Annotated in this window: 15 protein-coding genes and 3 tRNA genes; 17 read left to right on the forward strand and 1 reads right to left on the reverse strand. The window is 39.6% G+C overall.

The window, feature by feature from the left end; all coding sequences use genetic code 11:
* The first annotated feature begins 188 nt into the window (after positions 1 to 188).
* The 9 genes from EO122_RS07075 (at position 189) to EO122_RS07115 (ending at position 8,357) form a co-directional block, all read left to right on the forward strand.
* A tRNA-Trp gene (locus EO122_RS07075) sits at positions 189 to 264 on the forward strand.
* 14 nt (positions 265 to 278) lie between these two features.
* A tRNA-Arg gene (locus tag EO122_RS07080) sits at positions 279 to 355 on the forward strand.
* Between the two features lie 6 nt (positions 356 to 361).
* Positions 362 to 445: transfer RNA gene (locus EO122_RS07085), tRNA-Leu, on the forward strand.
* A 92-nt stretch (positions 446 to 537) separates the two neighbouring features.
* Positions 538 to 720: a hypothetical protein gene (locus tag EO122_RS07090; protein WP_009353527.1), complete on the forward strand. Its 183-nt coding sequence runs from the start codon at positions 538 to 540 to the stop codon at positions 718 to 720.
* Positions 721 to 1,033: 313 nt separating this feature from the next.
* Positions 1,034 to 4,315: a transcription-repair coupling factor gene (gene mfd, locus EO122_RS07095; RefSeq protein ID WP_127009970.1), complete on the forward strand. Its 3,282-nt coding sequence runs from the start codon at positions 1,034 to 1,036 to the stop codon at positions 4,313 to 4,315.
* Position 4,316: 1 nt separating this feature from the next.
* Positions 4,317 to 5,861 carry a polysaccharide biosynthesis protein gene (locus EO122_RS07100; protein ID WP_127009971.1) on the forward strand — a complete coding sequence of 515 codons (1,545 nt, stop codon included), beginning with the start codon at positions 4,317 to 4,319 and terminating at the stop codon, positions 5,859 to 5,861.
* On the forward strand, positions 5,858 to 6,649 hold the full coding sequence (mazG, locus tag EO122_RS07105) for a nucleoside triphosphate pyrophosphohydrolase (protein ID WP_127009972.1): 792 nt from the start codon (positions 5,858 to 5,860) through the stop codon (positions 6,647 to 6,649). The genes EO122_RS07100 and mazG overlap by 4 nt, the downstream gene beginning before the upstream one ends.
* Before the next feature lie 46 nt (positions 6,650 to 6,695).
* Complete coding sequence (locus EO122_RS07110; protein ID WP_126937965.1) at positions 6,696 to 6,995, forward strand: HU family DNA-binding protein; 300 nt, start codon at positions 6,696 to 6,698, stop codon at positions 6,993 to 6,995.
* A 261-nt stretch (positions 6,996 to 7,256) separates the two neighbouring features.
* Positions 7,257 to 8,357: a glycosyltransferase gene (locus EO122_RS07115; protein ID WP_127009973.1), complete on the forward strand. Its 1,101-nt coding sequence runs from the start codon at positions 7,257 to 7,259 to the stop codon at positions 8,355 to 8,357.
* Between the two features lie 44 nt (positions 8,358 to 8,401).
* Here the strand turns inward: EO122_RS07115 and EO122_RS07120 are convergent, their stop codons facing one another.
* Positions 8,402 to 8,761 carry a hypothetical protein gene (locus EO122_RS07120; protein ID WP_126937967.1) on the reverse strand — a complete coding sequence of 120 codons (360 nt, stop codon included), beginning with the start codon at positions 8,759 to 8,761 and terminating at the stop codon, positions 8,402 to 8,404.
* 129 nt (positions 8,762 to 8,890) lie between these two features.
* On the opposite strand from EO122_RS07120, the gene EO122_RS07125 reads away from it, so the two are divergent.
* The 8 genes from EO122_RS07125 (at position 8,891) to EO122_RS07160 (ending at position 20,469) form a co-directional block, all read left to right on the forward strand.
* Entirely contained in the window at positions 8,891 to 9,382 is a 492-nt protein-coding gene (locus EO122_RS07125; protein ID WP_127009974.1) for a Panacea domain-containing protein, read from the forward strand.
* Complete coding sequence (locus tag EO122_RS07130; protein ID WP_127009975.1) at positions 9,382 to 9,756, forward strand: hypothetical protein; 375 nt, start codon at positions 9,382 to 9,384, stop codon at positions 9,754 to 9,756. The genes EO122_RS07125 and EO122_RS07130 overlap by 1 nt, the downstream gene beginning before the upstream one ends.
* Before the next feature lie 170 nt (positions 9,757 to 9,926).
* Positions 9,927 to 11,921, forward strand: coding sequence for an ABC-F family ATP-binding cassette domain-containing protein (locus EO122_RS07135; RefSeq protein ID WP_127009976.1), 1,995 nt, complete (start codon positions 9,927 to 9,929; stop codon positions 11,919 to 11,921).
* Positions 11,922 to 12,188: 267 nt separating this feature from the next.
* Entirely contained in the window at positions 12,189 to 13,847 is a 1,659-nt protein-coding gene (locus EO122_RS08385) for an S-layer homology domain-containing protein (protein ID WP_164725985.1), read from the forward strand.
* A gap of 320 nt (positions 13,848 to 14,167) precedes the next feature.
* On the forward strand, positions 14,168 to 15,424 hold the full coding sequence (locus tag EO122_RS07145) for an S-layer homology domain-containing protein (protein WP_127009977.1): 1,257 nt from the start codon (positions 14,168 to 14,170) through the stop codon (positions 15,422 to 15,424).
* A gap of 246 nt (positions 15,425 to 15,670) precedes the next feature.
* Positions 15,671 to 17,026, forward strand: coding sequence for an S-layer homology domain-containing protein (locus tag EO122_RS07150; protein ID WP_127009978.1), 1,356 nt, complete (start codon positions 15,671 to 15,673; stop codon positions 17,024 to 17,026).
* A gap of 507 nt (positions 17,027 to 17,533) precedes the next feature.
* A complete protein-coding gene (locus EO122_RS07155; RefSeq protein ID WP_127009979.1) occupies positions 17,534 to 18,760 on the forward strand; it encodes an S-layer homology domain-containing protein in 1,227 nt (408 codons plus the stop codon).
* A gap of 437 nt (positions 18,761 to 19,197) precedes the next feature.
* Positions 19,198 to 20,469 (forward strand): putative porin, encoded by a 1,272-nt coding sequence (locus EO122_RS07160; RefSeq protein ID WP_127009980.1) that lies wholly within the window; start codon positions 19,198 to 19,200, stop codon positions 20,467 to 20,469.
* Positions 20,470 to 20,733 lie beyond the last annotated feature (264 nt).

A 20,733-nucleotide genomic window follows, 5' to 3' on the forward strand; every position in this document is an offset into this window, starting at 1 on the left:
CGAACACAGTAGTTAAGCTCGTAAACGCCGAAAGTACTTGGCTGGAAACGGCCTGGGAGGATAGGAAGTTGCTGATTTGCATTAGCGGAGGGCTAGCTTCGGCTAGCCCAGCTAAATACCTTGGTTCTGCTACAAGAATCACTTGACAAAGTATCAACTTTACGTTATACTGATAAAGTCGTAAAGATAGGGGTATAGCTCAATTGGTAGAGTAGCGGTCTCCAAAACCGTTGGTTGTGGGTTCAAGTCCTACTGCCCCTGCCAACTCAATTTAATATGACTCAGTAGCTCAGCTGGATAGAGTGTTTGACTACGAATCAAAAGGTCGGGGGTTCGAATCCCTCCTGGGTCACCATCTTATGCGGGAGTGGCGGAATTGGCAGACGCACCAGACTTAGGATCTGGCGCCATTGGCGTGGGGGTTCAAGTCCCTTCTCCCGCACCAATTCAGAAATAAGCGAATAGTAGATATTCGCTTTTTTTGCTATATGCAGTGCAAAGCATTGCAAATTAAAGTATTGATACAAGGAGGTTGCTATGAAAGTTACAGATTTAAGCTTTTTAGCATCTGCAGTTTCCGGATTACGTGAAACTCGTTGGAACAAAGAAATATTCAAAGCCTTTTTCTTCGGTCTTACTGTAGGTGCGTATTTAATATATGCAGCCCTTCATTATATTGAAGAATCCACAAATACGGCGATTAAAGAAAATTTAGAATAATCATAAGGGCTATAGATATCTATAGCCCTTTTTTGTATGCGATACTCTTACATACATAAACTAGATTCACTTTCTTTCAAAAGACATGAATAAGAAAATCTAACTTATATAGAGTCAAGGAGTACGATATATTACTTCTGTAGTATCATACATTATTTAAACCGAGCTAAGGGGTAAAAAAAGACGATATTGGAAATATACATTGTATAATAAGTAAACAATGAAGAAACATACATTATATATAATAAGTACACAATAAAGAAACATACCAATATAGCATTGACTACGGGTGTGTTAAAGAAAGGAATGATATATGTCCATGACATATAGGCCTATATTAGATATAACAGGAACGATGAAAGACACCATAGATGCCTTTCATAAGAAAGGAACGACACAAATCTATGGATTAGGTGGGTCACAAAAGTCATTTATATATAGCCAAGCAATACTGTCAAAGACAAATCGTCCTACAGTGATTGTTACACACGATAAGGCACATAAAGAAATGTGGGAACGAGATTTGCAATGTCTCTTGCCAGATGTACAAGTACTATCGTTTCCAATCGTGGATCGGACGCTTTCACAGTGGACTGCAAAGAGTCTAGATACACAGGCGAAGCAGATGGAATCATTAGGGTCATTGGCTCTCGGAAAGACAGTCATTGTATTGGCTACAATGGAAGAAGCCGCTCAATATGTGACAGACCCTAACAGCTTACTTGAGAACATTGTGACCATTGGAATAGAACAAGATATACCACAAGAGGAGCTATTAGCATCTCTAGTAGGTATTGGATATGAACGAGTGGACCAGGTGGAATATCGTGGTCATTTTAGCGTGCGTGGAGATATCATAGATATTTATCCTATTCAATGTGACTCCCCATTTCGAATTGAGTTCTTCGGGGATACAGTAGATACGATTCGTCAGTTTAATGTAGATACGCAGCGATCGATTCAAGATGCTGAGGAATGTATGGTATTACCCATTCATATAGAGGCACAAGAAACAACAGCATCTATACTGTCCTTTATGAAGGAAGCCTTGCTTTTGCTGGATGAGCCGAAACGATTAGAAGAAGCAATCCGTAAAATCCATTTAGAAGATACTTCTAATGCTGAGCTATATATGGATTGGAAAGAATGGAAAGCATCCTCAGAAGCAACCACAACAACTTTATTTACCATGATGCAACGCTCTACAGGATGGGGTAAGCCATCTACGATAGGAATGATGGGTAAAAGTATTGTTTCCTATGAGCGACAAATCCCTATGCTTATAGATGATATCAAGTTCAATGCTTCTTTAGATCGGCAGATAGTATTAGTGTTACATAACCAACAGCGAAGAGAAGCCATTGAGGGTGCATTACTAGAAAATAGTATCTCCTATGTACATCGAGACACATGGGAATGGACAGCTCCTGCTGTATTAATCATAGATGGTATCTTATCCGAAGGATTTGAACTGCCTCATGCCAATTTGACTGTCATCACGGAGGGAAATATCTTTGGCTTTCAGAAGAAAAAAATTCGGAAGAAAGTAGATAAAGGGCAGGAGATTAAGTATTTTACCGACATCACTGTAGGTGATTATGTGGTGCATAGCATCCATGGTATTGGTAAGTATCGTGGATTGAAAACCATTGAAACGGAAGGCATCCATCGAGATTATATTGAAATCGATTATGCAGGGACAGACCGCTTATTCTTGCCAGCAGACCATTTGGACCAATTACAAAAATATATCGGCAATGAAGGCGTTACACCGAAGCTTCATAAGATGGGTGGTAAGGAATGGATTAAGACAAAAACAAAAGCCCAAAAATCGATTGATGATTTAGCAGATACCCTAGTGGAGTTATATGCTAAGCGAGAGCTCATCGAAGGCTTTGCATTTTTACCCGATCAACCATGGCAACGAGAGTTTGAAGATCAATTTCCTTATGAAGAAACGGAAGATCAATTGCAAGCCATCCAAGAGATTAAAACATCTATGGAGTCCCCTAGACCGATGGATCGACTATTATGTGGTGATGTAGGGTTTGGTAAAACAGAAGTGGCTATGCGAGCTATGTTTAAAGCCGTTATGAGTGGTAAGCAGGTGGCCATGTTAGTACCGACTACGGTATTATCTGAACAACATCATAAAAATTTCGTGCATCGCTTTTCCCAATTTGGTATTCTAGTGGAAGTATTAAACCGATTCCGTTCTGCAAAAGAAAAAAAAGAGATTATGAAAGCGGTTCAAGAAGGACATATCGATATCTTAATCGGTACACATGCTTTACTAAGTAAGCAGATCCAGTTTAAACGATTGGGATTACTAGTAGTTGATGAAGAGCAACGATTTGGAGTAGCACAAAAGGAAAAATGGAAACAATGGGCTACCAATATCGATATTTTAACGCTCAGTGCGACTCCAATTCCAAGAACCTTGCATATGTCTTTAGTAGGCGTGCGAGAAATGAGCGTCATCCATACGCCACCGATGGAACGATTGCCAGTACAAACCTACGTAGTAGAGTTTGATATGCAGGTGGTGACAGAAGCTATACGCCGTGAATTACAGCGAGGCGGACAAGTATATTTTGTATATAATAAGGTGCAATCCATTACCCATATGGAAGAACAGCTGCAACGAACTATGCCTGACCTTAGAATTGCGGTGGCCCATGGTCAGATGGCAGGGACAATGATGGAACATATTATGCAAGACTTTACGGAAGGTCAATACGATGTGTTGCTGTGTACGAGCATCATTGAAACAGGATTAGACATTCCTAATGCCAATACGATTATTATCTACGATGCAGACCACTTGGGACTTTCACAGCTGTATCAAATGCGTGGACGTGTGGGCCGTTCTAGCCAACGGGCTTATGCGTATTTTATGTATCGTCCTGAAAAAGTATTGAATGAAAGTGCAGAAAAACGTCTGAAAGCCATTCAAGAATTTACAGAGCTAGGGGCAGGATTTAAATTAGCCATGCGGGATATGGAAATTCGAGGAGCCGGTAATTTATTGGGGGCTCAACAACATGGTAATATCGCAGCTGTGGGCTTTGCTATGTATGCAGCCATGTTAGAAGAAGCTATCGCAAAAGCACAGCAAAAAGAGGTGCCAGAACGACCATTACCAGCACCTGTGGTGGATGTAGGTATCGATGCATTCATAGATAGTGCCTATATCCACGATGAAGCGCGCAAAATATCTGTATACCAACGGTTATTACAAATCAATACGAAAGCAGGATTAGATGATTTTATAGATGAATTAATTGACCGTTTTGGATCGCCTACCAAACCAGTAGAGCGATTGATTAAGCTAGCCGCTATTAAAGAGCGAGCGCGAGCATTGGGGATGAAGAGTATCGTCCGAAGAGAGGACCAAATCATCTGTACTTGGCAAGATGAATCGAAAATGTCGGACTGGGATATGGGCGCCATCAGTGAAGATGTGTGGAAACATATGAAACATCGTGGATCATCGCCTACGGTATGGGCCTATCAGGTACAACAGGGTAGTGTCATTCGCCAAGTAGAACAAGTGCTTACCGAATTTGAGCGAAAGCTTCCGCAGGAGGTGTAAAATGACAGGGTTTATGAAAGGGGCTATGATTTTGACCATAGCAGGGTTGTTGGTTAAGGTCATTGGTGCCATCAGCAAAGTCATTGTAGCTCGTATCCTCGGTGGTGAGGGCGTAGGGTTGTATCAAATGGCCTACTCCTTATATCAATTAATCATCAGTATTGGAGCTGCTGGGTTACCGGTGGCCATTTCCATTATGGTGGCACGTAAAGTAGGACAAGGCGATATGCGTGGGGCCCGAAATATTTTCAAAGTGGCTCTTATTACGATGGGAATCATAGGTTCTTTACTGAGTCTCACCTTTTACGGATCCATTCCGTATATCATAGAGGCAGGGGTGATTACCGATAGTCGTGCGGAAGGTGCCTTGGTGGCGGTGGCGCCGGCTATTGTCATCGTGTCTATATTGGCTTGCTTTCGGGGCTATTTTCAAGGTTTTCAAAATATGTTGCCTACAGGCATTTCCCAAGTCTGTGAACAGCTAGCTCGCGTTATTGTTATGGTAGGGGCGGCTATGTATTTCTTGCCACAGGGAATTGAGTTAGCCTCGAGCCGTGCAGCACTGTCATCTAGTATTGGTGTCACTTTAGGTCTCTTAGTACTGTTGTACTATTATAAACGTAAGACACAACCTATCATGAGATCTGCTCCTTTAGAATCACCGAAGGCAATTATTAAAGAATTGATACTACTCGCATTTCCAGTGGCCATTGCGAACATTATGATTCCCTTAATCGGCGCTATCGATTTATGGCTCGTACCACAGCAGTTGATGCTCACTGGCTATGGAAAAGAAGAGGCAACTACGGCCTTTGGGTACCTCACGGGCATGGCAACGTCTTTAATTAGTTTGCCAGTTATCGTGACTATGTCTTTGGCTACTAGCCTTGTACCAGCTATTTCAAGATTAGACTTACAGGCAGATCTAGAGGAAATACACCATCGCATGGAAACTGCTTTGCGTATGACCAATTTAGTAACTATACCGGCCTTTGTGGGGCTGTGTGTATTAGCCACCCCCATTTCTATGATGATGTTCAATACCCCTCATGCAGGGGGTGCTATTGCTGTGCTTAGTGCCAGCATTTGGCTCTTGGGATTGCAGCAAATCACAACAGGAGCCTTGCAAGGATTAGGGCGGACCGCGTTGCCTATGTGGACATTGCTCTTGGGGGCGGCTGTGAAAGTCTTACTTAACTTGTATTTGACACCCCTATGGGGAATTGAAGGAGCGGCTTGGGCCACTAATGTGGACTTTGGATTAGCTGCCTTCGTCAATGTCTATGTGTTGTATAGAATTGCTAAGTTCCATGTGGCTTTCACAGAAGTAGGAAAAATCTTATTTTCGTCCTTGGCGATGGGCGGTGGAACAGCGATGGTATATAATTTTATGAGCACCATGCTGTCCAATACTATTGCGGTTGTCATCTCTATTTTGGTGGGGATTATCTTCTATGTGGTCGCATTGAGTCTGACAAAGACGATCACGTTGCAAGAGTTAGTGGTATTAGGAAAGAAAACAATGAAGAAAGGTAGGTCATCATGAGCGAGCGAGAAATGAGTGAGTTTACATTAGATCCTATAGTAGATGTATTGGCTGAGCTACGAGGCCCACAGGGGTGCTCTTGGGATAAATTACAAACCCATAGTTCCTTGCGTAGATATCTATTAGAAGAAGTCTACGAAACCTTAGAAGCCATTGATGAAAAAAATATAGACCACCTGCGAGAAGAATTGGGCGACCTATTATTACAAATCGTCTTTCATGCACGAGTAGCTGAGGAAAATGGACATTTTACGATGCAGGATGTAGTAGATGATATTACGGCTAAAATGGTACGGCGTCATCCCCATGTGTTCCAACGCGCTGATCGTGAAACCATAGGCGATACATTGGCTACATGGGAAGAATTGAAAGCCCAAGAAAAAGGCCATGAACGAACGTCCATACTGGATGGAATTTCACCAGGTTTACCTGCCTTACTACGAGCGCAAAAATTACAAGAAAAAGCGAGTAAGGTAGGCTTCGATTGGCCTAGTGAAGAAGGTGTGTGGGCCAAGTTTTATGAAGAAATAGATGAATTTAAACGAGAAATATTCAAAAAAGACCTAGAAAAAGCAGAAGAAGAGGGGGGAGATGTACTTTTTTCCTTGATAAATCTGTTTAAATGGTATAAAATAGTCGGAGAAAATGCACTACACCGCACGAATACAAAGTTTATACAGCGTTTTTCTTACGTAGAACAAGAGGTGCTACGGAGTGGAAAAAAATGGGAGGATTTTACTCTCGGCGAACTTGATGAATTTTGGGAAGCGGCAAAGGTGAAACTTTAATCGAATGATTAAGTTAAAAGAATACTATTTTTAAGGGAGGTTCATCATGAACAAAACTGAATTAATCGCAAGTGTTGCAGCAAAAGCTGAGTTGACAAAAAAAGATGCTGAAAAAGCAGTAAAAGCTTTATTCGATACAATCGGCGAAGCATTAGCAAAAGAAGAAAAAGTACAAGTAATTGGCTTCGGTACTTTCGAAGTTCGTACACGTTCTGCTCGTACAGGCCGCAACCCACAAACTAAAGAAGAAATTCAAATTCCTGCTTCCAAATCTCCAGCTTTCAAAGCAGGTAAACAATTAAAAGATCTTGTGAATGGTCCAGCTACACCAGTTCGCAAAAAATAATTGATACGAACTAATTAGAGCTCTAACACATTGGTTAGGGCTCTTTTTTTATAAACAGCTATCCATAAAAAAGTCATACATATTACAGTCGTAGTTTACGTTAATACAGGAATGCTTCATTTGGATAGAATCGGTAAAAGGGGGGTGGAAAGTTTTGTATCTCTCTTAAATTGTGATAGAATAGGAGTAATGTAATATGTGACTGAGTTCTACTCAAAGGGCAAGGAATAGGTTAGAGGCTATCTAAGGAAAGGAGGTCGCATGGGACAGCGCATTTTAATTGTATCGGCTTCGATTGGCACGGGGCATACACAAGCGGCATTGGCCATTCAAGAATATTGGGAACAACAAGATCCGACAGCTGAGATACACCATGTGGACTTCTTGGGAAAAGATACCTTTTCTTTTGATAATTTATTGAAAGAAACCTATTTTAAAATGCTAGATTTTTTTCCATTCCTCTATGATATTGTCTATCGTTGGTCTGGAGGGGAATGGAAGGGCAGCGTAGCCCAAACGGTGGTATCTTGGATGCTGAAGAACCGTATGGAAAAACTCATTCAAAAAGAAGAACCCGATTTAATCGTGTGTACCCATCCATTTCCTTGCGGCGCAGCCAGTGTACTCAAACGGCATAAGAAAATCGATATTCCCATTGCGGCTGTGATGACAGATTTTGCAGCCCATCAATTTTGGCGCTATGAGGAAGTAGATGCCTACCATGTAGCTACGCCTGCTATGGTATACGAACTATTAAATATGGAAGTGCCCCTTGAAAAAATTCATGTTACAGGCATACCGATTATGCGACACTTTTACGAGCCTTTAACAGAGCCTTATGGTAGTGAGTCATGTAAACGGATCCTTCTCATGGGGGGCGGATTAGGCCTAGGCTGTGTAGAAGAGGCGTTACAACGCTTAGATAAGGTGCCAGGCATTGATGAAATTCATGTGGTAGCAGGATTAAATGATGCTCTCTACAATTCCTTACATCGTATCAAGGATTCCTTAGAACGACCTATTTATATTTATGGCTACACCAATGAGATCCCTAACCTGATGCGAAAAGCGACATTGCTCGTGACTAAACCAGGGGCACTGACCTGTATGGAAGGGGTTACTATTGGAGTACCAATGGTCTTCTTTAATGCTATTCCAGGGCAAGAAGAAGCCAATGCAGAATTGTTAGAACAAAAAGGCTGTGGTAAATGGGCTCGCCATATCGAGAACCTCGATGATGTAGTCGGGGCGTTATTACAGAATCAAGAACGATTACAGGCCATGCATGAAGCGGCCAAAGCATGGCAAGTGGATGGCGCTGAAGAAATTGTCAAAGCCTGTCAAAAAATGATTCATACATAAAAAAAGACAAAACAGAGAGTATCTGTTTTGTCTTTTTTGTGCTCTTATTCAGTATAGGAGTCCATTTCAGAATCATAACGTTCAATATTTTCTTGGCGAATCTCTTGTAATGTATCTAGTAATTCTTCCGCACTTTCCACACGTAAGAATAAATCTTTCAACTCGTCACCATTTGGAAGCGTTACACTCCATTGAAATGTATCATTATCATCATACACGGATACAATAATAGGCGTATCCATTGATGTAGGAATGCGACCATCATCATCAGAAACAATGGCGTATTGACCAGCTTCCTCTTCGCTACCATCCGATAGCTCGTATAACAGTACGTCTCGTTCATCAACTTCTACAATTTCAAAACCAATATTTTCAAACTCTTGCTGAACCGTGTCAGTGTCCATGATAACCTCCTTGTAATTAATACGCATATTACGTTTATTCTAATCTATGAAAGTAGGTGTGTCAATGGAAGAATCACTGTTTACAAAGTTATAAAATTTAGATATGATAATTAAAAAGGAGGTATTACCATGGAAAAAGTATTAGATGTTGCTAATTATATAATTACTCGGTACAAATATGTCTCTGGTGTTACCATCGATGAACTGAAACTACATAAGCTTCTTTATTTTGTTCAAAGAGAAACAATTGCTATTACTGGATATCCTATGTTTAAGGAAGATTTAGAAGGGTGGAAGTATGGCCCTGTGAGCCCTGTAGTTCGCAATTATTTTACAGATGAAGGGTTATCGTTTGTAGATGAAAAAGAATTAGCCAGTGAAAATCAATATATCGTTAATAATATCATACATCAATATGGGGGATTTGAATCGTGGAAGTTAAGTGATTTATCACATCAAGAATATTCATGGAAACAAGCACGTATAGGAGTAGCCCCATTAGAAAATGGTAATCACATAATAAAAATTGAAGACATATATAAGGATGCTCAAAAGATTCGACCTTATGACTCAGTATACGATATGTATTATGATGAATTTGATGATGCGGAGGTTATGTGATGATTGGCGATTTTTGTTTAGCAATATTTCCGTATTATGACGTGAAACTTAGAAAAAATAAGTTTAAGTATCGCCCCAGCCTTGTCATAGCCGAGGCAGGACAAAATGATTGGGTTACTTTACCTGTGTCAAAAGTTTCACATAGTAAATGTATTGATTTAGAATATGATGTAAGGTTAGTACCTACGGATTATCCATTGATGAATCTATCTTGTATCTCGTATATAAGATCGCATAAACAAACAGTGACTCATCATGCGGCTATTACAAAAATTATTGTTAATATAAAGAAAGAGTATCCCGAATTATATAAAATGGTGATAGACAAGGTTGAGAAGAAGTATAGAGAAAACATAGCTGAAGCTAGAGGATGAGTGGTTTATTATATTTTATAAAGCTTGAATATAAAAAGGGGTTGTAACGAACATGTACAAGTACATTTCGATACAACTCCTTTTCATTCATACAAACTAAACAGAAACAGGGATGTAAAAAAATATCATTATACTTGGGAGAATATGAGAAAGGAAATATACATAGGCATATGAATATTTTAACCTTACAACAAATAGAAAAATCATATGGCACTCGGTTGCTATTTAAAGATGTCAATGTCACCATTGCTTCGCACCATCGAATTGGTCTTATTGGAGTGAATGGAACGGGAAAGACCACGCTATTACAAGTCCTAGAAGGGACGGCAGAGCCAGATAAGGGCGATATCGAACGCAATGGAAAGGCCACGATTCATCGATTGGAACAAGATCCTTATATCGATGAGTCAGGGACGTTACTAGATAATGTCTTATTAGGAGAGCTCCCAAAGCTAACCTTAGTACGAGACTTTGAAAGAGCCTTGGAGGAGCCAGAGTCTCCAGCGTACATGAAACTGTTGGCACGAATGGATGAAGAAGAAGGTTGGATTGTAGAGCAAGAAGCGAAGATGATTCTAACCCGCTTAGGCTTTCACGATGTGTATGGACTAGCAAAGAATTTATCAGGCGGGCAGCGACGTCGGTTGGCGTTGGCAAGAGCCTTGGTGTACCCTTGTGACCTATTATTGCTGGATGAACCTACAAACCATTTGGATGAAGCCACCATTGAGTGGTTGGAATTGTATTTGAAAGATAGAAAAGGGGCGGTGTTACTAAGTACGCACGATCGCTATTTCTTAGATGCCGTATGCAATACCATTTGGGAATTATCGAACCAAACCATTTATGAATTTCAAGAAACGTATGAAACTTACGTATCGCTAAAAGAAGAACGAGAAGCACAATTAGATGCCATCGAGGAAAAAAGACGGAAACTGATTGCCAGTGAATTACAATGGGTGCGTCGTGGAGCGAAAGCCCGTACAACTAAGCAAAAAGCTCGATTGCAACGGTTTGAGCAATTGAAGGCAATGGAAAAACGACAAAAAACAGGCACCGTAGATCCTATTGTACTAGCTTCTCGTTTAGGTAACACTATTTTTGATATAGAAAAAATATCCTTTTCCTACGATACAGGTCGCGACGTGATTCGAGATTTTACGTATCATATGGTGCGCCATGATCGCATTGGCATCGTAGGTCCTAATGGCATTGGCAAGACCACATTGATGAAACTATTCCAAGGTGAGTTAACACCAACACAGGGAACAATGGGGCGAGGGGAAACCGTCAAGATTGGCTACTTTTCACAGACCCTCCCGGTATTTAAAGAAGACCAACGTGTGCTGGATTACATCCGAGAAAATCGTTCCTACTTGCACCTACCAGATGGCAGCTCTTTGAGCGCAGGACAATTGTTGGAACGCTTTTTATTTCCTCCCTCCCATCATGGGTTGCCTATCCGTAAACTGTCGGGTGGGGAGAAACGTAGATTGTTTTTGCTTCGCATTTTAATGGATGCACCCAATGTGCTCCTCTTAGATGAACCGACCAATGATTTAGACATTCCTACCTTAGAAGTGTTAGAGGACTTTTTGGACTCCTACAGTGGCATCGTGATTACCGTATGCCATGATCGATACTTTTTGGACCGTGTGGTGGACAAGCTATTTGTATTCACTGGGGCAGGTCACATTGAGGTGTATCATGGGGGCTATTCCGACTATGAAGCGGATGAAACCAAGTCCATTGGTGGCGATACAAAACGAGGTGTGTTACGCCATGCTGTGGAAGTAGGCACCAACAGTACTGTTTCCAAATCACGCACGGATCATGAAAGTCACAGCCTAAATACAGAGGATGGTACTGTAGATAGGGATATGACTGATCCGACACCTACTACTGAAAGTAATACCGTGGATAGGATAGGGCAAGATACAAATATACCTAAAAAGAAACTGACCTTAGGTGAAGAGGCTGAGTTAGCACAGCTAGAACTTAGAATTTCTGAACTAGAAGGTTTGGTGAAAGCCTATGATGCGATGATTGCGCAAGGTGGCAGTGATTATAGTGCTATTGAAAGTACGGTACGAGACCGTGAACAAGCAGTCGAAGAGCTAGAGATGAGTACATTGCGTTGGTTAGAACTAGAAGAGCGAAAGTAACAGTTCTTAATGGGTTAGCTATATACTTTTCATACATTTATAAAAAGATTAACAAATGAAAAAGTATATCCATTTTAAAAGACTTTTAAAAATTTACAAATTGAATAATTTATGTTACGCTTGTCACAAGAGTAGAGAATGATAGTGATTGTTGATACTTTGCCGTGTCAAGAGAGGTAACATGGATACTCCCAATGCATAGGCTAGTGTCGATACGTATCAGAACTACTCAATCTATGGTTTCTTTTTTAGAAAAGGAGTAGTATCATGAAAAAACATTTAGCAGTATTAGCAGCAACAGCAGTATTGGGTGTGACTTCAGCATTTGCAGCAAATCCTTTCTCTGATGTGACACCACAAGATTGGGCGTACCAAGCCGTAGCTCAATTAGCATCCCAAGGTATCGTGAATGGTTACCCAGATGGCACATTCCAAGGACAAAACAACATCACTCGTTATGAAATGGCTCAAATGGTTGCAAAAGCAATGACTCGTCAAGGTCAAGTTGACGCTGAACAAAATGCGATTATCAACCGCTTAGCTAACGAATTCTCCGCTGAATTGAACAACTTAGGCGTACGTGTTTCCACATTGGAAAACAAAGTAGGCAACTTTAAATTCACTGGTGATGCTCGTTTGCGTTATAGACAATTAGATGGGGACGTATATAAAATTGCAGTTCGCGATGGTGCTGGCTTAAAAGGTGAAGCATTAGATAAAGAAAAAGAAGCGGTACGTGCAAACTATAAAGTAATTAAAGATCATGAAGCTAATTTAGCAACGGCAGAAAAAGAACTTAAAGATGCTAAAGATGCCTTGGCGAAAGCCACTGAGACAGATAAAAAAGAGAAAACTGAAAAAGTAGCAGCAGCAGAAAAAAAATTAGCTGACGAAACTATGGCATTAGATAAAGCTACTACTGGTTTATTCAAAAATGCAAGTATGCTAGATCGTTCTAAATTCGACTACCGTGCACGTATCAACTTTGATGCCACAGTAAACAAAGATACAAAAGCAGGTATCCGTGTAGTAGCAGCCGATAAAGAATTTGGTAGTGCAGATAGTACAAATGTAACAGTAGATACTGCATACGTACAACATAACTTCGGTAAATATGCTACTGTAACTGCTGGTCGTCATGATGTTGCGTTTGGTGCAGGTATGACATATGATGATACATTCGATGGTGTAACTGCTACAGTAGGTACAGATGCGTTGAATGCAGGTATTACATATGGTTATGCAGCAGGTTTAGGATTTAATGCTGTCAAAGGTATGACTTCTGAAGTAGTTGCAAAAGGTGCAGACAAAAAAGAAACTGTGATGCATCCAGCACAACGTTTCACAGCATCCATTATGGGTGAGGACGGTAAAGCAAGCCCTGAATTAACTGTACTACAATTAAATGGTAAAGTGGGCCCTGTGAATGTGGGTGGTTACTATGCAAAAGTAAACGGTCATCAAATAGATGCTATGTTAGAAGGACAAGCAAATGTATTAGGTGCTTTCGTTGGTGTTCCAATGGAAGATCGTCCAACAGTAGGTGATAGCCTTGATTCTTATGGATTCCATGCAGATGCTATGTTAGGTAAAGATGTAAAAGTAGAAGGCGAATTTGCTCGATTCAAAGACATTAAACATTCTAATGCTTGGGCAGCGGGCTTATCCTATGGTCATTACAACATGGCTAAAGCAGGTACATGGATGACGAAAGTACAATACTTTAACTATGATAGCTATGCACCAATCTTCTCTACAACATTCGTAACACCATTCACTCAAAACTATAAAGCTTGGATGGTAAGTGGTAAATATGCGATTGCTAACAATGTTGGTTTAGCTGCGTATGCAACAATTGATTCCAAAGACAAACAAGGTCATGAAGTACCTAACTTTGTTCGCACAGAAATCAACTACAAATTCTAAGGCGGTAGTGGATCAAAAAAAAGAACTCCTTCGGGGGTTCTTTTTTTGCTTTACATAGGATAAAGAATTGATAGGAACCCTATGTATAACAAGGACTGTATGATATAGAAAAAGTTAAATATTATTTGCAATTCATTAGATAGTATGGTACCATAAAATAAATATCTAGGTGGATATAGTAAAGGTATTGGTGAAATCAAAGTTGAACAAAAAGAGGAAACATGGACACTCTTATATAACTCGATGAGAAAGTAACCAATATCATTAGTCTATCCTAGGGATATTAGGTTATTTTTTATTTTCATTGAGAGGTAATTATCATGAAAAAACATTTAGCAGTACTTGCAGCAACAGCAGTATTGGGTGTGACTTCTGCATTCGCAGCTAACCCATTCTCTGACGTAACTCCACAAGATTGGGCGTACCAAGCAGTAGCTCAATTAGCTTCCCAAGGTATCGTTAACGGCTATCCAGATGGAACTTTCCAAGGTCAAAACAACATCACTCGTTTCGAAATGGCTCAAATGGTAGCAAAAGCTATGACTCGTCAAGGTCAAGTTGACGCTGAACAAAATGCTATCATCAACCGTTTAGCTAACGAATTCTCCGCTGAGTTGAACAACTTAGGCGTACGTGTTTCCACATTGGAAAACAAAGTAGGTAACTTTGCATTCACTGGTGATGCTCGTCTTCGTTACCAAGGTTCTCATACAGAAGAAAATCTTTATGTAAATGAAGAAGACAGCACATCTCCTAAACGTTCTAAATTCGACTACCGTGCGCGTGTACAATTCGAAGCAACTGTAAATGACAATACTAAAGCAGTAGTTCGTCTAGCAGCTGGTGATAAAGAATTTGGTGCAGCAGGCAACCCTGAAACAACTGTAGATCAAGTATATGTTCAACATAACTTCGGTAAATATGCTACAGCTACAGTAGGTCGCCAAGATTTAGTAATCGGTAGCGGTCTTACATATGATGGAGCATTTGAAGGTGCACAAGCTACTGTTGGTAAAGATCACTTAAATGCAACTGTTGCATACGGTCATATGCTTGATGGCGATTTAGATGAAGCAGTATTAGGCGAAGGTAAAACTCCTGAAGTAACTACATACCAAGTTAACGCTAAATTAGGTAAATACGTAGATACTAAAGCATATTATGTAAACTATCATGGTGACTTGTCCGAAAACTATTTCGGTGCTGCTGTAGATACAAAATTCGGCCCACACAACAAAGTTTGGGTTGGTGGCGAATACGCTCGTTTTGAAAGCCGCGGGGAAGCAGGTGAAGGTTGGACTGCAGGCGTTGGTTATGGCACATATGACATCGCTAAACCAGGCACTTGGGGTGTGAAAGCTCAATACTTCCGTTTAGGCGAAGAGTCTGTAGCAACAGCTCCAACATGGAACTTACCTGCAATTTCCACATATGATTTCCGTGGTTGGTTAGGTACTGTAGACTACGCAGTAGCTAAAAACGTAGGTTTAACATTAAACGCACAATTACGTGGTAAAAACTTAGATGGTTATGAATTACCAGATTACTACCGTGCAGAATTAAACTACAAATTCTAATCTTAGAATGACTATAGAAAAGAACTCCTTCGGGGGTTCTTTTTTTGTGTTATTTGCAATAATAAGATGTTTTATGGTAATATAGAGATAATCCAGGTGGATATATTAAGGTATTGTAGAATTTCAAAACTATATAGATGTGAGGAAACAAGGATACTCCATTGAAAGATTGTTAGAAAGAATGCACGACCAAGATTGACACTTGGGTTACGTGTATTTTTTTATTTTCATTGAGAGGTAATTATCATGAAAAAACATTTAGCAGTATTGGCAGCAACAGCTGTATTGGGCGTGACTTCTGCATTCGCAGCTAACCCATTCTCCGATGTAACTCCACAAGATTGGGCATACCAAGCAGTAGCTCAATTGGCTTCCCAAGGTATCGTTAACGGTTACCCAGATGGAACTTTCCAAGGTCAAAACAACATCACTCGTTTCGAAATGGCTCAAATGGTAGCAAAAGCTATGACTCGTCAAGGTCAAGTTGACGCTGAACAAAACGCTGTGATCAACCGTTTAGCTAATGAATTCTCCGCTGAGTTGAACAGCTTAGGCGTACGTGTTTCCACATTGGAAAACAAAGTAGGCAACTTCAAATTCACTGGTGATGCTCGTTTACGTTACACTGGTAATGATACAGACACATATACTTATAAATTAGATAAAGAGGGCAATGAGGCAATTACGCCAAATAATAAATCTAATTTTGACTACCGTGGCCGTGTACAATTCGAAGCAACTGTAAACGATAACACAAAAGCAGTAGTACGTGTAGCAGCTAGCAAAGAATTTGGTGCAGCAGGAAGCCCTTCTACATCTATCGATCGTGTATATGTACAACACAATTTTGGTAAATATGCAACAACTACAGTAGGTCGTCAAGACTTATTTATCGGCAATGGCTTAACTTATGATAGCGACTTTGAAGGTGCTGCAGTAAAGTTTGGTAAAGATACATTGAATGCATCCGTAGCATATGGTTATGCAACTGATATGGCATTCAAAATGGTAGCTGGGAATGAAACTGATACTATCGTTACAAAAGCTCCTTTGTTCAACGAAGAACAAAAAGATAATGCACAATTAGTAGTTTTCCAAGTAAACGGTAAACTAGGTAAAGATGTAAAAGCAGGTGCGTTCTATACTAGAGTAGGAGCTACTGATGCAACTGAAGCGTTCTCTCGTACAGTGTTAGCTCCAGTAGGTACAGCACTTAAAGATAAATCTTTAGACTTCTATGGCGTACATGCAAATGCTAAATTAGGATCTAAAGTAGCTGTTGATGGCGAATTTGCAAAATTCAGAGAAATTAAACATTCTAATGCTTGGACTGCAGGTGTTACATATGGTAACTACAATATGAAAAAACAAGGTACTTGGTCCTTGAAAGCGCAATACACTAGCTTAGGTGAATTTGCACCGGTATTTGCTTCTACTTACTGGGCTCCAGCTAACCAAAACTTAAAAACTTGGTCTGTACAAGGTAAATATGCAGTAGCTGACAATGTTGGTTTAGCAGCATACACTACTATCGATGCAAAAGATCAAGAAGGTAACAAAGTTTCCAACTTCTATCGTGCAGATCTTAACTACAAATTCTAATTGGATAGTGTATATGAAAAAGAACTCCTTCGGGGGTTCTTTTTTTGTGTTTTGCAATATGGAAGAGGCTAGAAGTAATTCTAAGTAAATAGGTGCTATTATAAGTAGCTAGCATCAATATATTGATTGCAAATATAATGGGAGTTACTATGAAATCAATGATGGTACATCGTATATAAGTAGACTTGAGACGTATTATAGAGCCAATTTATGTAACCGAGCTTTACATTTGATTAAGCCCCGATCATGTTGCTTTGATACCTATATAGGTGAAAATTATAAGTACACATAATGTTTAAAAAAGTGAAAAAGATTGCATTTAAACATCTACTGTGATATTATATGTACATATCAAATACAGATAGTGTGGATTAATTATTGAATTGTGTTACTACAATGTGAGGAAACGTGGACACTCCATGGAAAAGTAATATGAGGATATAAGCAATCTACCTGAATGTAGGCGATAGGTTTATATTTTTTATTTTTCAATGAGAGGTAATTATCATGAAAAAACATTTAGCAGTATTGGCTGCAACAGCAGTATTGGGTGTTACTTCTGCATTCGCAGCAAACCCATTCTCCGATGTAACTCCACAAGATTGGGCATACCAAGCAGTAGCTCAATTGGCTTCCCAAGGTATCGTTAACGGTTACCCAGATGGTACTTTCAAAGGCCAAAACAACATCACTCGTTATGAAATGGCTCAAATGGTAGCTAAAGCTTTAGTTCGTCAAGATCGTGTTGACGCTGAACAAAATGCTATCATCAACCGTTTAGCTAACGAATTCTCCGCTGAATTGAACAACTTAGGCGTGAAAGTGAATACATTGGAAAACAAAGTAGGCAACTTCAAATTCACTGGTGATGCTCGTCTTCGTTACACAGGCGAAAATGATGCTCGTGAATCTAAATTTGAATACCGTGGTCGTGTAAAATTCGAAGCAACTGTGAATGATAATACTAAAGCAGTAGTTCGTATCGCAGCTGAAAAAGAATTTGGTGCGGCGGGTGCTCCAGCAGTAGAAGCTGATCAAGTATATGTTCAACACAACTTCGGTCAATATGTAACGGCAACTGCAGGTCGTCAAGACTTAACAGTTGGTAACGGTTTAGCATATGATGATACTTTTGAAGGTGTTGTAGCAACAGCTGGTAAAGATAAATTGAATGCAACAGTTGGTTACGGCTATATCTTAGCAGGTGCTGATGGTTCTGTGTTCAAAACAGCTAAAACTGCTGCTGAAAATCATGAAGTAAACTCCTACCAAGTAAACTACATGCCTGTAGAAAATGTAGCTGTAAAAGGTTATGCAGTAGACTTCCATAACAATAAAGCTGGTAAAGTAGAAAAAGACTTCCATGGTGCAGCAGTAGATGTAAACTTCGCTGGTCATAACAAAGCATGGATTGGTGGTGAGTATGTACGTGCTGAACAATCCGGTGCTAATGGCGAAGCTTGGACTGCAGGTTTAGGCTATGGCGAAGCTGATAAAGCTAAAGTTGGTACTTGGGGCGTAAAAGCACAATACTTTGATGTAAAAGATGGTGCTCCAATCTACTCTAGCACTTGGAACTTTGTAAAAAAAGGTCAAAAAGGTGTTTTAGCAACTGTAGACTACACAGTAGCTAAAAACGTAGGTCTTTCCGCTTACGCAACAATCGACACTAAAGATCAAGCTAACAAAGAAAAACCTGAATCTTACCGTGCAGAACTTAACTACAAATTCTAATTTGTTAGTTATACATATAAAAAAGAACTCCTTCGGGGGTTCTTTTTTTGTCTATAGCCATATTAAGATTCCTATATACAACTAGGTAGTAAGCTGCTGTTGCATTGGGCTGGTATAGTAAGGGATATATTCTTCATGGTACTTTCATCTAACTTGATTTTATTCATCATGCTAGATATGTATGCATAAATAGATATGATGTCAAAATAAACTTTCATTAATCAAAATGTTAAAATATGATATACAATGAATTGTATTTACAGTGGCATTGTGATAAGATAAAGTCAATAGAAATAGGTATAGGAAAATGTTTGATGATATGTATTTGCATGTGAGGAAACAGGGAAACTCCATTTACAAATATATGGATATTAAAATGATAATGTATTGTACCTATTTTATATTTATGTAGTAGGGTTATATGTGAGGTATAAATTATGAAAAAATATGTAGCCGTGTTAGCAGCGACAGCTGTACTAGGTGTGACATCTGCTTTCGCAGCGCACCCATTTTCCGATGTAACAGCGCAAGATTGGGCGTACCAAGCCGTTGAACGTTTAGCTGCAGAAGGCGTTATCGAAGGCTATCCTGATGGGACTTTCAAAGGGCAACGCAACATCACTCGTTATGAAATGGCGCAAATGATCGCTAGAGCCGATGCGCATAAAGATGAAGTGACAGCAGAGCAAAAAGCGACTATCCAACGTTTGGCTATAGAATTCGCTAACGAATTACAAGCATTTGGCGTTCGTGTGAATAAATTAGAAGATCAAGTAGGGAACTTTAAATTTAGTGGGGATGCGCGTGTAAGATATAGAAATATAGATTTTAAGGGCACAAAAAATACCTCATTTGATAAGTCTGGATTTACGTATCGAGCTCGTGTGAAATTTGAAGCAGAAGCAAATGATAAAACAAAAGTAGCTGTACGTCTTTTCTCCGGAGATACTACGTTTTCTCCTGAGCAGTCCTCAGGTGGACCACAAGGTGATGAAGGAAATGGCATAGATGAAGCTTATATTCAATATAAATTGAATCAACATGATACAGTAACAATTGGTAAATTTGATTATGTCATTGGAAATGGCTTATCTTATGATGAGGATCTAAGAGGGCTTGTGCTTAAACATGAAACCAAAAAACTTGATGCTATTTTAGCTCTTGGGTATGTAAAATCAAATGATAAAGAAGTGTCTGTGTATCAATTAAACTATCGCCCAAGTGATAATGCTGAACTTAAAGGCTTTTATGTAGATCGTCACGGTTCAAAAAATAATGGGGTGGAAACTAAGAGAACTACAGATATATTTGGAACATCATTAGATCTTAAACTTGGTCATCACCATAATATTTGGTTAGGTGGGGAATATGTCAGAAAGGTATCTCAAGGGGCTAGTGGCGAAGCTTGGACGGCAGGCATCGGTTATGGTAATGCAGATATTACTAAAAAGGGCACTTGGGGAGTAAAAGTACAATATTTTAACTTTAAAAGAGAAACATTTGTAAAATATACAACATGGAATACACCGACACATAGAGTTGGATTTGATGAGAGTGGGCGTGCCGACTATAAAGGGTGGTTGGCGACAGTGGATTATACACTAGCTAAGAATGCTGGGGTATCTGTATATGCTGGATATCAAAGCAAGAGACAAGATGGTGAAAAACTTCCGAATTATTATGGTGTAGATCTTAACTACCAATTCTAATCTACTAACAGCATATGTTATACAAAAGAACCTCTTCGGGGGTTCTTTTACTTTCCACAGAGAAAGACTTATTTATAGATAATGTCTACCATAGAGTAGTATTTAGATATACTATTTACCATGGTAGATTTTTTCGTATTTATATCTTAGACTTTTACAGACGATGATTCGTGATGTATACGGATAGAGAAGATAGTATGTATGGTAAGGGAGATAGTATGTACGAAAAGAACATATGGGATAAGAGTGACTAGGTTTGCCCCA

The sequence above is a fragment of the Veillonella sp. CHU110 genome (assembly GCF_003992255.1).
Lineage (GTDB): Bacteria > Bacillota > Negativicutes > Veillonellales > Veillonellaceae > F0422.